A 14,025-nucleotide genomic window follows, 5' to 3' on the forward strand; every position below is an offset into this window, starting at 1 on the left:
CTGAAGAGCGCTTTGTGTCGCGTCAGTCCGACGCGGAAAGCTCGAACCATGGAGAGGGCGCTTGCCCCGGGGCTTGCAGGTCGATCGCAAAGCCGTCGCGCGTTTTTCTGACGAAGCGCGGCTCGAGCGCGGCAAGACGATGTCCGTTTGCGTCGAGCGGGTAGACGCGAAGCGATGCGGCACTGGAAGAAAAGGTGAGCGTGCACGGCACCCGCTCCATCCACACCGGCGGTTTGACCGCACGAAGACTGATGATCTCGTGGGTGGCCGGTGCGAACAGCGTCCAGCGTGGCGACGGCGCTTCGAATACGTGCTTGAGCGAATAGTCGAGCGGCGCCGACGTGCCCGAGAGATCCAACGGGACGGGACCTCGGCTCGACATGGCCGAACCCACTGTATAGCCGGGTACGGTGAGAAGCAGCGATCGCGATTGTCGAATCTCGCGATTGTCGCGAGCCGAAAGCGTGAGCGAGATGAAGCCGCGCGCGGCGGGATCGAGCTTGATCTGAAATGTGCCGTAGTCGTAGCGCTGACCCGGTTGCAGATAGCCGGTCACGCCTTCGACACCGGGCGCGTTAATGACGACGTGCCGCGCACGAAGATCGAAACGCGCGCGCGCTTCGGTCGCGGGAGCGGTCGTTTGAGTGGCCTGCGCGTCAGCGGCGTAGCCCACGCGTGCCGAGAATGGGCTCGATGCGTTGATGACGCCGTGTTGTTCGAGAAGTGCGGCGAGTCCATCGGTTGTTCTCGCTCGCGTGGCGTCGAGGATCAGGGCGTCGTCCATGCCATATGACATGACGGCATCCAGTCGCGCAATGGCGCCGGTGCGATAGATCCACGCGGCCTGGCCGAATTGGACCAGCTTCGTGGCGTCTCCGACAAGACTGAACTCGAGCGGTGAGTCAGCGGTGTAGGCGTCGCGCGTCTGCGCATAATCGTGGAAAACGAGGCCGCTCCAGTCCTGGAGACTCGCAAACGCGACCGTCTCCGGCAATATCTCCGACGACTGACGGTTCGGCCATGGCTGATTGAACTCGGTAATCAGGAAAGGCTTGTCGAACGACCGATAGAAGGCTGCGCCGAGCAGGGGCACAAGACCCGTCGCGATGTTTGAGCGGTCGGTGATCTGCCAGTTGTCCCAACGCCACATGCCGCGCGGGAACTGATATTGGTCCACGTAGAAGTGATCGTCGAGCACGTCCATCGCAGAGAAAGAGCGGAAATTGGCGAGACTGCCGAAATTCATCTGCGAGCCAATCACCAGCAGATCGGGATTGACGTGTTTCACCGCGGCCGCGACCGTGTCGACGTATCGCTTGTCTTTTTCGCTGAGGAAACGCAGGAACGCCGCGGCCTTCGATGAGTCGGCTGTATTGAGTGGAACGATGCCGTTGTCCTCGGCGCAGCGCGCGACGCCGTGCGCCTCGCAGTATCGGCGCCACTCGGCAACCAGCGTGGCCTGAAGCCGACCGGTCACCAGACGCTTGAGCGTGCCGTCCATCCAGTGATAGACCAGTGAGCTTTCGTTGTTGATCTCGACCAGTGCCAGCGCCGGCTCGCCCGCGCCGCGCAGACGCTCGAGCAGCATTTGCGCGTAGCGAGCCTGGAGTGCGATCGCCGTTTCGTCGATCAATAGCAGGGGCTTGGACTGATTCGGCCACGGTCCGCCGCTCGGTAGCGCTTGCGTATGATCGATCGCCGGCCGGAACTGATAGGAGACGTGGAGATTGATGTCGGCGTAAATGCCGTTTTCCCGCAGTTGCTCGAGGAAGTCACGCAGTCGATCGACAGCTTGCTCGTCGAGTGTGGGAAACGGGCCGGATGTGAGCAGGCCGATGGGTCCGGTGCCACCCGCCGATGAGAGAGAGTCGAGCCCATGCAGGCGAACCAGGTTGACACCCAGCGCGCGCAAATGCCGTGCGAGTTGCGCGGCCTGTTCGGCGTCGGGCAACGCGGCACCGAACAGCAGATTGACGCCAAAGAGCCGTACCGACGTGGGCGAGCTGACTGTACACAGCACGGGGCCGCACGCTTTCAGCCGGTCGCCGGTTTGCAGCGGGGTATTGAGCGAACCAAAGTCGGCAATTGAAGCCGATGCGATCTGCGGAATGCCGAAGCGGAAAAACGATGGCTGTGCTGCGAAGCTCCATTCACTTGAAAGGAATAGCAGCACGAGAATCAAGCTCCGGAGAGCGGCGCGGGCGCGCCGCTTCACCGGAAACGCGAATTCGAGCGTCGGGCGATGCTTCCTGGACATAGGCATGTTGGCAAGTTCCATCGTGCCCGTAGCGTATGACAGCCGCAATGGCGTATTCCGACACTGTCGCTGTCGAATCGGACAAAGTGGCTGGGAGCAAGGTGAACTTCGCGCAATCGACGTGGCGCGCGTTTTTGCGGCGAGACGACCAGGCGCCGCGCCCGGCGATGTTCGACCGTAGCACCGCCAACGGCGCCACCCCGCCGCCGCTCACACAGCAGCACTCGCCTTGTCCCGTCCGATCGTGTAGTAGCGCCAATCATTTTCGCGCATGACCGCGGGCTCGTAGAGATTGCGTCCGTCGAACACCACGGGCTGTGCAAGCGCGCTTCGCATCTGCTCGAAGTCCGGGCTGCGGAACTCCTTCCATTCGGTGAGGATCACGAGCGCGTCGGCGTGAAGCAGCGCAGCGTCGCGCTCGCGACAGAAATGGACGTGCTCGAAAAGATCCGGGCCCAGATCGTCCGCGAGCACGCGACGCGCTTCCTCCAGCGCAACGGGATCGTAGACGTTCACCGCGGCCCCCGATCGAACGAGGTCGGCAATCAGCACGCGGCTGGTCGCCGCGCGCATGTCGTCGGTGTTCGGCTTGAATGCGAGACCCCAGACGGCGAAACGCAGACCCGCGAGCCGGTCGTCGTAGTGCCGACGGATCTTGTCGAACAGCATGCTTTTTTGACGCTCGTTGACGCGCTCCACCGACGTGAGCACGTCGAGCTGCATGTCGTACTCGGCGGCGGTGCGTACGAGCGCCTGCACGTCTTTGGGAAAGCACGAGCCGCCGTAGCCGCAGCCCGCATAGAGAAAGCTGTAGCCGATGCGCGGGTCGGAGCCGATGCCACGCCGCACCTGCTCGATGTCGGCGCCCACGCGATCCGCGAGGTTGGCGAGCTCGTTGATGAACGAGATGCGCGTGGCGAGCATCGCGTTCGCCGCGTACTTCGTGAACTCGGCGGAACGCACGTCCATGTGCAGCGTGCGTTGATGATTGCGGTTGAACGGCGCGTACAACTGGTCCACGAGGCTCTTGGCGCGCAGCCCCGGAACGTCCGGCTCGTAGCCGATCACGATGCGGTCGGGCCGCATGAAGTCCTCCACCGCGGCGCCTTCCTTGAGGAATTCGGGGTTGGAGATTACGGCGAATTCCGCGTGCTCGCCGCGGCGCGCCAGTTCTTCCGCGATGGCGCCGCGCACCTTGTCGGCGGTGCCGACAGGCACGGTCGACTTGTCGATGACGACCTTGAACGACGTCATGTGACGGCCGATGTTACGCGCAGCCTCCAGCACGTATTGAAGATCGGCGGAGCCGTCTTCGTCCGGCGGCGTGCCCACGGCGATGAACTGGATGTCGCCGTGCGCGACGGCCTGCGCGATATCGGTCGAAAAGCGCAGGCGTCCCGCGTCGCGATTGCGCGCGATGACGTCGGCGAGGCCGGGCTCGTAGATAGGCACGGCGCCGCTATTCAAGAGTTCTATTTTCGAGGCATCGACATCGAGGCAGAGCACCTGATTGCCGAGTTCCGCGAGGCACGCCCCGGTGACGAGTCCAACGTATCCTGTTCCAACGATCGTGACTTTCATGGCTCTGGGTAGAAGGTTCAAGCGGGTTCAAGCAATGTTCGCCGGACGTTCTGAGAAAGATCTCAGCGCGTTTCTTCGACGGCAGGACTGCATGATTGACTCATGCCGGCGCAATGAGTTGAAGCTGGCGTCAGACGACCAGATATTCGCGGTTTTGGACATCGGCAGCGGGCTACCTGGCGCTGCCTGGCACACGCTGCGCAGCAGGATCACCGCGTGGCGTGATGTAGCGTGGTGCGTGCGGGCAGGGCAGGACGCACCACGCGGTAGCCGCCGAACAGCAGCTTGTCTGCTGTGTGCACGCGTTCTCCGGTCGCGCTCGCGCGACGCAGTGCCCTGGTTGTCGTGGTCATATCGTGGCAAACGTTCCGAAGGCGATTCGCACAGGCGCGCGAGGACGTCGCGGCCTTTCCTTGCGCAATACGTTCGCATTGTTCACGAAGCGGCCCTTGTGCAGAAAGTCGTGGCGGATGGCGCCAAGGCTTTTTCTTTATTCGACCAGCGGCGCACGCGTGGCGCGGTGCATGAAGCGGCTACCGCTCGACCGTTATCCGGTAGCTTGCCGCGAAAGGCTGCGTGTTGCGATTGACGTCGAAGCTGATGGTCGAGCCGTTCCGGCGATACGGAACGGCGAACACGCGTTCGCCTCGCATGTCGAGGCCCGTGATGGAAACGCGGCGCGCGGGAATCCTCAAGCCGATCGTCGCCGCCACGCGTTCCATCTGCGTCGGGCCGGGAACGTCGTAGAGACTCGCGGAAGGCTTTGTGTCGTCCGCGGACGGTAGGGTCTTCCATGTACCCGTGAGGGCCATCGACTTCAATCGTTGCGGCACGCCGCCGACGGTGCCCGTCGTCGCGCCAGGCAAGGTCAGCAGAAGTTGTGTGGACGTGGAAAGCGTCGTGCTGTCCAGACTGGTGAGGAACGCGGTTGCAAAGCCGCGGTCTCCGGGTGTGAGCGTGATGTCGAGCACCGACGAAGTCACTTGTTTGCCATCATGGCGAAGCGAAACTTCTTGTGCAGGCCTGAGCTTGGATCGTGCCGATGGTGGCGGTCATCATGCTGACCGCCCGAGACTCGGTGCATGGAGCATCGCGCCTGGCGAAAGCAGGCCGGAATCCGAGGCGGTGGTCGTTATGCTGCCCGGCGTGCAGCTGACCGCGATATGGATTCGCCGTTGATGATCGATGCGAACCTCAAAATGCCTGCACGAAATCCAGAAAGCAAAAAGCCCAGCCGTGCAGGCTGGGCTTTTTGCTTAATTTTCTGGTAGGCCGTACTGGATTCGAACCAGTGACCAACGGATTAAAAGTCCGCTGCTCTACCAGCTGAGCTAACGACCCGAAAGAAGCGGGATTGTACCGGCGTGCCCGGAGGCTGTCAATCCGCCAGCGACGCTGGGATGCCGCCCGGAAGGGATGCGCCTTACGGCAAACGCGCGGCAAACACGCGCACAGAAAAGCGGATACGAAAAAGCCCGGAACACACTGTGTTCCGGGCTCTTCGTCGAGAGGCGCGCGTAGCGTTGTGATGCAGTGCGCGTTGCGTTGTGTGGCAGTGCTACTGCCTTGTTATTTGATCTGCGAAAGCCTGCTTTGTGCCGACTGCGCGACGCTGGAGCTGCCGTACTGCGCGAGGATCTGTTCGAGCGTCTTGCGGGCCGCCGCTTTCTGGCCCTGCTCGAGCTGATTGTTCGCGATGGCGAGCAGCGCTTCGGGCGCGCGCGGACTCTGCGGGTAGTTCTTCACGACGCCGTCCCACGTGGTCGTCGATCCCTTGTAGTCCCTGAGCGCATAGAGCGCATTGCCGAGCCAGTACTGCGCGCTTGGCTGATAGGGGCTCTGCGGGTACTTCGCGATGAAACTGCGGAACGATGCTGCCGCGTTCTTGAAGTCGCCGTTGCGGAACTGCTGCGAGGCGGCGTTGAACGCGTCCGTTTCGCCGGGCTGCACGATTCCCTGCACGCCATCGACGGTCTGCTGCTGCGGCTCGAACTTCTTGAGTCGCGTGTCGAGGTCCGTGTAGTAGTCCTTCTCCTGCTTCTGCAGGATGGACAACTGGTTCGCGAGGTCCTCGTTCTGTCCGCGCAACGTCGCCACCTGCTGGTTGAGCTGGTCGAGACGGTTGGACTGATCGAGGATCGTGCGTTGTGCCGCGGACAGTTGGCTGGTCAGGTTATCGGTCTTGGCGCGCAGGTCGAGGATGGCCTGACGCGCTTCGTTGTCGTCGAAGAGGCCAGCATGCGCCGGTGCCGCCGCGAAAGCGGCGCCGGCGACGGAGGCTGCCGCGGCGAACCGCAGCCAGGAGATACGGTGTGACATACGCCCCTTCATCCCATGCGTTCGTTACTGTTGGTACACGAGATCGGCGCGGCGGTTCTGCGACCACGATGCTTCGTCGTGACCCAGTGCAACCGGCTTCTCCTTGCCGAGGCTCACGGCTTCCATCTGCGAGTCGGGCACGCCGAGCAGCGACAGCGAACGACGCACGGCTTCAGCACGCTTCTGGCCGAGCGCCAGGTTGTACTCGCTCGTGCCGCGTTCGTCGGTGTTGCCCTGGATCAGGACGTGGCGCTGCGGATGCGTCTTCAGGTACTGCGCGTGCTGTTGCAGGAGCGGCTGATACTCGTCCTTCACCGAATAGCTGTCGAAGTCGAAGTAGACGCTGCGCTTCGCGAGCGGGCTGTTCGGGTTGTTCAGCTCATCGACCGTCACCGGTGCGACCGCGTTCGGGTTCGGCTGCGTGCTGCTTACGGCACCCTGGTTCGCGTTGGCATTGACGGGCGGCGTGGACTTACAGGCAGCCAGTGCACCAATCATCAGTACGGCCAGACCCAAGCGGAACTTGTTCGACATCATTGTTGCTCTCCTAAGTGTCATTGCATGAAAGGACCCCAGGACGGCTCGCGTACGCTGCCGCCCGGAACGGACAACACCTGGCGGACACGACCATCGGTCGAGACTGCCGCCAGCACGCCACGGCCGTTCACCTGTGTGGCGTAAAGAATGTACTGACCGTTCGCCGCAAAGCTGGGCGATTCGTCGTGCACTGTGTCGGTCAGGCCTGTGGCCGTACCGGAATCGAGGTCCTGAACATACAGCTTGAATGCGCCGCCCACGCGCGAGATGTACGCGAGCTGTTTGCCGTCGGGGCTGACGCGAGGGCTGGTGTTGTAGTTGCCGGTGAAGGTCACGCGCTGTGCCGCGCCTGCGCTTTCACCTTGGGCCGGCATGCGATAGATCTGCGGCTGGCCGCCGCGATCGCTCGTGAAATAGATCCACTTGCCGTCGGGCGAGAAGGTGGGTTCGGTGTCGATCGCGCTGCTTTGCGTGAGGCGGCGCAGGCCGGTGCCGTCGGCGTTGACGGCGAAGATCTGCGTGTTGCCGGTGCGCGAAAGGGCGACGGCGAGCGTGCGACCATCCGGCGACCAGGCGGGCGCGCTGTTGTTGCCCTTCTGGTCGGACACGATGATGCGACGCCCCGTGGGCAGGTCATGGATATAGACGATCGGCTTCTTCTTTTCGAAGGAGACGTACGCGACCTTGGTGCCGTCCGGCGACCATGCCGGCGAGATGATGGGTTCGGGGCTGGAGAGCGCGATGTGCGCGTCCTGGCCGTCGGAGTCGGAAATCTGCAGCTGATAACGGTTGCCCGCCTTGATCACGTACGACAGCCGCGTGGCGAACACGCCCCGTGTGCCGAGCAGCTTGTCGTAGATGTAGTCCGCCACCTTGTGGGCGCTCATTCTGAGGCCGCTTTCGGGGCTCACGAGAACGAGGCCGCCAAGGCTTTGCTGCTTGACCGTGTCGTACAGGCGGAAGCGCACTTCGTACTGACCGTTCGGCAGGCGGTTGACGCTGCCCGACACGAACGCGTCGGCGCCTTTGGCCTTCCACGCACCCAGATCGACCGAGTCGGTTTCCGAGACGGGCGCGCTTCCCGCGTCGATGTTGCTGAATTTGCCGCTGCGTTGCAGATCTTGCCGGATGATCGTGCTCACCTGCTGCGGCGCGCTCGCTTCATTGGCGAAGTTCGCCGTGGCGATCGGAAACTGCGTGGAGCCGACGCCCGTCACGAGGACATTGAGCTGCGCGTGAGCGGCGCCGCAGGCGGCAATGAGGCACGACGCGAAAAGGGTCCGCAGGCCAGGCTTCGTCATCAAACTCATGCTGTGTCGCTTCCCGAAAAGTCAATTCTCAACACTTTGTAACAGCAAAGAGACCGGCAGTAGCCAGAATCGTTCCCGCTTCCTGCTGTGCCGCGCGGCCTTTGGAACGCTAGCCGGCCGGCCGCAGGGTAATCGTAAAGCTTGCCGGCGTCTTGCCGTTCGTATCGAGCGGCATCGGGTCCGAGCGCTGGACGGCCCGCAACGCGGCGTCGTCCCACTGGGCGTTCCCGCTGCTGCGCGTAATGGTCGCGGAGAGCAGCGTGCCCGTCGGCGCGCACCGTACCGCCACCATGGTTTCCAGTCCCTGTGTTTCGCCCGACCATACGACATTCGGACGCACACGCCGCTGCACCTTCTCGGCGTAGCCGGGCGACGCGGCCGTCCCGCCTGCGCCGCTGCCAGTGCCGCTTTTGGCGAGGCCGTTGCCGCTGTCACTGCTGCCGCCACCGGCCATGCCCTGCATCTGTGCAATGCGCGCACGCCGCTCCTGGTCGAGCTTCTTCGCCTGTGCTTCGGCCTGCGCCTTTGCCTGCGCAGCCTTGGCTGCCGCGGCCTGCTTCTGCGCCTCGGCTTGCGCCTGCTTTTGTTGTTCGATCTTCTGCTGCTCGAGTTGCTGCTGCTTCTTCTGTTCCGCGAGCTGCTGTTGCTTGAGCTTTTCAGCGGCTTGCTGTGCCTGCTGTTCCTGCTGCTGCTTGAGTTTTGCGGCCTTCTGCGCGGCGAGTTGCGCGGCCTGTTCGGCTGCGAGCTGCTGCTGGCGCCGTGCTTCGGCCTCCTGCTGTTGCTGCAGTTTCAAGCGTTGCTGTTCGGCCAGTTGTGCCGCGCGTGCTGCCTCTTCCTGCTTGCGCTTCTTTTCCTGCAACGCGATGTCGGCTTCTTCGTCTCGCACGGGCGGTGCCGGCGTGGCGGGCGCAGGAGGCGGCGGCGCGGGCTGCGGCGCCGAGAGGTTCGGCACTTCGGTCCACAGCTCCGCTTCGGCGCCGGCCGGCGTGCTGTTCTGCCAGTGGATGCCGTGGTACAGGAAGAACCCGAGCAACACGTGCATCAACAAAGCGAGCAGGAACGCTCGCCCCGTGCCGCGTTCGCGCGGGGGGCGGAGCGGATAGCTGGAAGTCCTGCGGATCATTGCGATTTGACGAGCAGTCCGACGCGTTTGACGCCGCGAGCCTTGAGGTCGGACATCACGTTCATGACGGCTTCGTACTTGACGGTCTTGTCGGCGGCGATCACGACGGGCTGATCGGGATGCGACTGTTCGCGATCCACGATGAAGCTGTTCAGGTCGGCGCGCGCCATGTTTTCCTGCTGCGTGGCGCCGCTGTCGTCCTTGTAGCGCACGCTCATGTTGCCGTCCGCGCGAATGTTGACGACGACGGGCGGCGTCTGCTGCTGCGGAGCGGCGCCGCCGACGGTGGGCAGGTTCACGATGGAGGGCGCGACGAGCGGCGCGGTCACCATGAAGATCACGAGCAGCACCAGCATCACGTCGATGTACGGCACGACGTTGATGTCGGACATCGCGCGGCGCTGGCGGCCGCCACGCATGCTGGAACGAACGGGGGTTGAACCGGCCATCGTGGACTCCTGATGCTTAGTGCGCCTGGCGCTGCAAAATGTTCGAGAACTCTTCGATGAAGGTCTCGAAGCGGATCGCCAGCCGGTCGATGTCGTGCGCGTAGCGGTTATAGGCCACCACGGCCGGAATGGCCGCGAAGAGGCCGATGGCCGTCGCCGTGAGCGCCTCCGCAATGCCCGGCGCGACGTTCGCGAGCGTGGCCTGCTGCACGTTGGCGAGACCGCGGAACGCGTTCATGATCCCCCACACCGTACCGAAAAGACCGATGTACGGACTCACCGAGCCCACGGAAGCGAGGAACGCGAGATTGGCTTCGAGCGCATCCATTTCACGCTGGAACGCGGCGCGCATCGCGCGGCGAGCGCCGTCGAGAATCGCGCCCGGGTCGTTGAGCCGCTTTTCCTTGCCTTTCAGAAACTCGCGCATGCCGGACTCGAAAATGCGTTCGAGCGCGCCGATGGTGTGACGGTTGTTCGCCGCGCTCTGATACAAGGCCTGCAGGTCGCCGCCCGACCAGAAATCGCGTTCGAAGCGTTCGGTTTGCGCGCGCGCCCGGCGAATCGCGAACCACTTGCGGAAGATGAACGTCCACGACATCAGCGACAGCAACAGGAGCAGTCCCATCACTGCTTGCGCCAGCAGACTCGCGTTGAGAACGAGGGAAATGATCGAGAGATCTTGTGTAGTGTTCATAGAGGTTCGTTTTGGCGTTCCCCAGAGGGGCGTCCGGGTGCAAGGCGTCCCAAAGCATTCTGTCGGCCAACCGGAAGCTGCGCTGAAAGCCTTGTCCAGCATGGCTCCGGATGGTTTGACCGATACGAGTTCACTGGCGTCGTAACAACGGTGCTCAAGCGTTAACCGTTGACGAACCGGCCATGCTTTTTGATGGTCCGCGCCGCAGCGCGTCGAGCACACGCGGAGGAATCGCGGTTGGGCGCAGGGTCGCGCTGTCCACGCAACCCACGCGGATGCTGCCCGTAGCGAGCAGCGCGCCGTCGCGCCATGCTTCCTGCGCGAAGTCGACCGATGCGCGGCCGATTCGCCCGACACGGCTCAAGGTCGTGATGACGTCGTCCAGCCGGGCCGGTGCCCGGTAGTCGACGGCGGTACTACGTACGATGAAAAGCGCGCCGGTTTCTTCGGCGAGCCTGTGCTGGTCCACGCCACATGCGCGCAGCCACTCGGTGCGGGCTCGCTCGAAAAACTTCAGGTAATTCGCGTAGAACACGATGCCGCCCGCGTCCGTGTCTTCGTAGTACACGCGGATCGGCCACATAAAACCCGTCCCTGTACCGGACTGGCTGGTCGACATATTCATGCCGCGCATTCTACCGGAACGAAGAGGCATGTTGCTTTTTCGCTGCAAACCGCCCGGGATACCGCTTTTGCGCCTGCGAGAGCGCCCCGGACAGTGACATGCCTCCACGTTGGATCCTCTTGCCTTATCCGCGATGAATGGTGAGCCCGGCGAACGACTGGGCGACCGGCATCAGCTCGATCGTGTTGATGTTCACGTGGGCCGGCCGCGTTGCGATCCAGTAGATCGAGTCCGCGATGTCTTCCGGCGTGAGCGGTTGCACGTCCTTGTAGACGGTGGCGGCCTTCTCGTCGTCGCCGCGAAAGCGCACGTTCGAGAATTCCGTGCCGCCGCACAGGCCCGGCTCGATGTCGGTGACGCGTACCGCTGTACCCGCGAGATCTGCACGCAGGTTCAGGCTGAACTGGCGCACGAAGGCTTTCGTGGCGCCGTACACGTTGCCGCCGGGATAAGGCCAGCTGCCTGCCACGGAACCGAGATTGAATACGTGCCCGCAGTTGCGCTCGACCATGCCGGGCAGAAAGGCGCGCGTCACGTGGACGAGGCCCGTGCAGTTGGTGTCGATCATGGTTTGCCAGTCGTCGAGCAGGGCGCGCTGCGCCGGCTCGAGCCCCAGCGCGAGGCCGGCGTTGTTGACGAGCACGTCGACTGCGGCGAACTCGGGCGGCAGGGCGGCCGGCGCAGCCGCGACCGCTGCGCTGTCGCGCACGTCGAGTTCGAACGGCAGGAGCTTGTCGCCCAGTTCGGCCGACAGGGCGTCGAGACGGTCTCTGCGGCGTGCGGCGGCCACCACGCGGTGACCGCCTTTCACAAAGGCGCGGGCGATGGCGGCGCCGAATCCTGCGGACGCCCCGGTAACGAACACGATCATGGCTGCTCCTCGTCGATATCGGACGAATTAAGGAAGGCCAAAGCCTACTTCCAATGCCGCGCTGCGGCAATAAAGGCCACGTCGGGCGTGGTGCGGCCGCGGTCACGGCCCGGCCGCGGCGCGCGGCTGCCCTCGGTTGCCTATTGCCGACGCTTCCAATAAACTAACGCGCTCGACCCTGCGTGACTGGCGATAGAACCCTTCTGGGTTCAAGGTGGAACGACCCACCGTGAAGCGCAGGGAGCCGTTTTGCCGTTCGCCTGGGCAGCCGTGATCCGCGCGCCGATGTATGCGCTGCCGGTGGCTGTCCTGCCTCGTGTGCGGCACCTCTTCATCCGCCACGTCAAGGCTGGCTCCTCCGCCAGCAGCGCCGCGTACCCGCTACGCGTTTCGCGCGAAATCCGGTCAACCTGAACACACTTAACGGAACCCGTATGTTTGACAGAGCCGAAAGCACCATCGCCAACGTCGATCCCGAAGTCTGGGCGGCGATCGAACAGGAAAACCGCCGTCAGGAAGACCACATTGAACTGATCGCGTCGGAAAACTACACGAGCCCGGCGGTGATGGCCGCTCAAGGTTCGCAACTGACGAACAAGTACGCGGAAGGCTATCCCGGCAAGCGTTACTACGGCGGTTGCGAGTACGTGGACATCGTGGAGCAGCTTGCGATCGACCGTGTGAAGCAGCTCTTCGGCGCCGAAGCTGCGAACGTGCAGCCAAATTCGGGTTCCCAGGCCAATCAGGGCGTGTTCTTCGCCATGCTGAAGCCGGGCGACACGATCATGGGCATGAGCCTCGCGCACGGCGGCCACCTCACGCACGGCTCGCCCGTCAACATGTCGGGCAAGTGGTTCAACGTCGTGAGCTACGGCCTGAATGAAGCGGAAGACATCGACTACGACGCTGCCGAAAAGCTCGCCAACGAGCACAAGCCCAAGCTGATCGTGGCCGGCGCATCGGCATTTGCTCTGCGTATCGACTTCGAACGTCTTGCGAAGATCGCAAAGAGCGTAGGCGCATGGCTCATGGTGGACATGGCGCACTATGCCGGCCTCGTTGCCGCGGGTGTCTATCCGAATCCCGTGCCGCATGCCGACTTCGTCACCACCACCACGCACAAGAGCCTGCGCGGACCGCGCGGCGGCGTGATCCTGATGAAGGCCGAATACGAGAAGGTCATCAACTCCGCAATTTTCCCCGGCATCCAGGGCGGTCCGCTGATGCACGTCATCGCCGCCAAGGCCGTGGCATTCAAGGAAGCGCTGTCGCCCTCGTTCAAGGCATATCAGCAGCAGGTCGTGGAAAACGCCCGCGTGCTTGCCGAAACGCTCGTGAAGCGCGGTCTGCGCATCGTGTCGGGCCGTACGGAAAGCCACGTGATGCTGGTGGACCTGCGTCCGAAGCACATCACGGGCAAGGCCGCGGAGGCGGTGCTGGGTGCGGCGCACATCACGGTGAACAAGAACGCGATTCCGAACGACCCGGAAAAGCCGTTCGTGACGAGCGGCATCCGCCTCGGTTCGCCGGCCATGACCACCCGCGGTTTTGGCGCAAAGGAAGCCGAGCAGGTGGGCAATCTGATTGCCGACGTGCTGGACAATCCGGAAGACGCGGCCACGATCGAGCGCGTGCGCGCTCAGGTCGCCGAGCTGACCAAACGCTTTCCCGTCTACCGCTGATCGGTCATGCGCTGCCCCTTCTGCCGTCATGAAGACACGCAGGTGATCGATTCCCGCGTGTCCGAAGACGGCGCTGCCATTCGCCGTCGCCGCCGCTGCTCGGCCTGCGACAAACGTTTTACGACGTATGAGCGCGTCGAGCTGGCGATGCCGGCGGTGGTGAAGAAGGACGGCAGCCGCACTGAATTCGACCGGCGCAAGATCGTGGCCAGCATGAAGCTGGCCCTGCGCAAGCGCCCGGTCTCCGCAGACGCCATCGACGCCGCTGTGGCGCGTATCGAATACCAGTTGCTCGGCAGCGGCGAACGCGAAGTGCGCAGCGAGCGGCTGGGCGAGCTCGTGATGAACGAGCTGCGCGAGCTCGACAAGGTCGCGTTCGTGCGCTTTGCTTCGGTGTACCGGCGCTTCGAGGACGTGTCCGAATTCGAAGACGTGATCGAGGAGTTTCGCCGGATGGCAGGCCCGGCCGCGCCGGACAAACCTGCCCGCAAGCGCTGACTTTTCTTCCTTCCTCATACGCAGTTCCTCCTCCTTTCCTTCCCGACATCGACTGGCGTTACCGGCATGAGCACACATT

At 63.5% G+C, this 14,025-nt stretch carries 13 protein-coding genes, 1 tRNA gene and 1 riboswitch; of the genes, 2 read left to right on the forward strand and 12 right to left on the reverse strand.

From position 1 onward, the window contains the following. Positions 1-22: 22 nt before the first annotated feature. The 12 genes from U0042_RS22090 to ydfG all read right to left on the reverse strand — a co-directional run bounded on the left by U0042_RS22090 (position 23) and on the right by ydfG (position 11,766). Entirely contained in the window at positions 23-2,263 is a 2,241-nt protein-coding gene (locus tag U0042_RS22090; protein WP_157977774.1) for a hypothetical protein, read from the reverse strand. Positions 2,264-2,467: 204 nt separating this feature from the next. Continuing rightward, positions 2,468-3,838 (reverse strand): UDP-glucose dehydrogenase family protein, encoded by a 1,371-nt coding sequence (locus tag U0042_RS22095; protein WP_114809123.1) that lies wholly within the window; start codon positions 3,836-3,838, stop codon positions 2,468-2,470. A gap of 533 nt (positions 3,839-4,371) precedes the next feature. After that, the gene (locus U0042_RS22100) at positions 4,372-4,821 is read right to left on the reverse strand and encodes a hypothetical protein (RefSeq protein ID WP_114809122.1); all 450 of its coding nucleotides are present in this window, start codon (positions 4,819-4,821) and stop codon (positions 4,372-4,374) included. Between the two features lie 282 nt (positions 4,822-5,103). Beyond that, positions 5,104-5,179, reverse strand: a tRNA-Lys gene (locus U0042_RS22105). Positions 5,180-5,407: 228 nt separating this feature from the next. Next, positions 5,408-6,157, reverse strand: a complete 750-nt coding sequence (gene ybgF / locus U0042_RS22110) for a tol-pal system protein YbgF (protein WP_114809121.1) — start codon at positions 6,155-6,157, stop codon at positions 5,408-5,410. Positions 6,158-6,181: 24 nt separating this feature from the next. Then, a complete protein-coding gene (gene pal / locus U0042_RS22115) occupies positions 6,182-6,694 on the reverse strand; it encodes a peptidoglycan-associated lipoprotein Pal (protein WP_114809120.1) in 513 nt (170 codons plus the stop codon). 17 nt (positions 6,695-6,711) lie between these two features. Then, positions 6,712-8,004: a Tol-Pal system beta propeller repeat protein TolB gene (gene tolB, locus U0042_RS22120; RefSeq protein ID WP_114809119.1), complete on the reverse strand. Its 1,293-nt coding sequence runs from the start codon at positions 8,002-8,004 to the stop codon at positions 6,712-6,714. Between the two features lie 109 nt (positions 8,005-8,113). Further along, on the reverse strand, positions 8,114-9,127 hold the full coding sequence (gene tolA, locus U0042_RS22125; protein ID WP_114809118.1) for a cell envelope integrity protein TolA: 1,014 nt from the start codon (positions 9,125-9,127) through the stop codon (positions 8,114-8,116). Further along, positions 9,124-9,576 (reverse strand): protein TolR, encoded by a 453-nt coding sequence (gene tolR, locus U0042_RS22130; RefSeq protein WP_017772896.1) that lies wholly within the window; start codon positions 9,574-9,576, stop codon positions 9,124-9,126. Before tolR ends, tolA begins: the two co-directional genes overlap by 4 nt. 16 nt (positions 9,577-9,592) lie before the next feature. Next, positions 9,593-10,270, reverse strand: a complete 678-nt coding sequence (gene tolQ / locus U0042_RS22135; protein WP_017772897.1) for a protein TolQ — start codon at positions 10,268-10,270, stop codon at positions 9,593-9,595. A 154-nt stretch (positions 10,271-10,424) separates the two neighbouring features. Then, a complete protein-coding gene (gene ybgC / locus U0042_RS22140) occupies positions 10,425-10,904 on the reverse strand; it encodes a tol-pal system-associated acyl-CoA thioesterase (protein WP_114809117.1) in 480 nt (159 codons plus the stop codon). A gap of 115 nt (positions 10,905-11,019) precedes the next feature. Further along, complete coding sequence (ydfG, locus tag U0042_RS22145; RefSeq protein WP_114809116.1) at positions 11,020-11,766, reverse strand: bifunctional NADP-dependent 3-hydroxy acid dehydrogenase/3-hydroxypropionate dehydrogenase YdfG; 747 nt, start codon at positions 11,764-11,766, stop codon at positions 11,020-11,022. A gap of 172 nt (positions 11,767-11,938) precedes the next feature. Continuing rightward, a riboswitch (ZMP/ZTP riboswitch) is annotated at positions 11,939-12,039 on the forward strand. 161 nt (positions 12,040-12,200) lie between these two features. On the opposite strand from ydfG, the gene glyA reads away from it, so the two are divergent. Further along, positions 12,201-13,448 carry a serine hydroxymethyltransferase gene (glyA, locus tag U0042_RS22150; protein ID WP_114809115.1) on the forward strand — a complete coding sequence of 416 codons (1,248 nt, stop codon included), beginning with the start codon at positions 12,201-12,203 and terminating at the stop codon, positions 13,446-13,448. A 6-nt stretch (positions 13,449-13,454) separates the two neighbouring features. Then, positions 13,455-13,946, forward strand: a complete 492-nt coding sequence (gene nrdR / locus U0042_RS22155; protein WP_042299630.1) for a transcriptional regulator NrdR — start codon at positions 13,455-13,457, stop codon at positions 13,944-13,946. Positions 13,947-14,025 lie beyond the last annotated feature (79 nt).

This window comes from Paraburkholderia kururiensis (assembly GCF_034424375.1).
GTDB lineage: Bacteria > Pseudomonadota > Gammaproteobacteria > Burkholderiales > Burkholderiaceae > Paraburkholderia > Paraburkholderia kururiensis_A.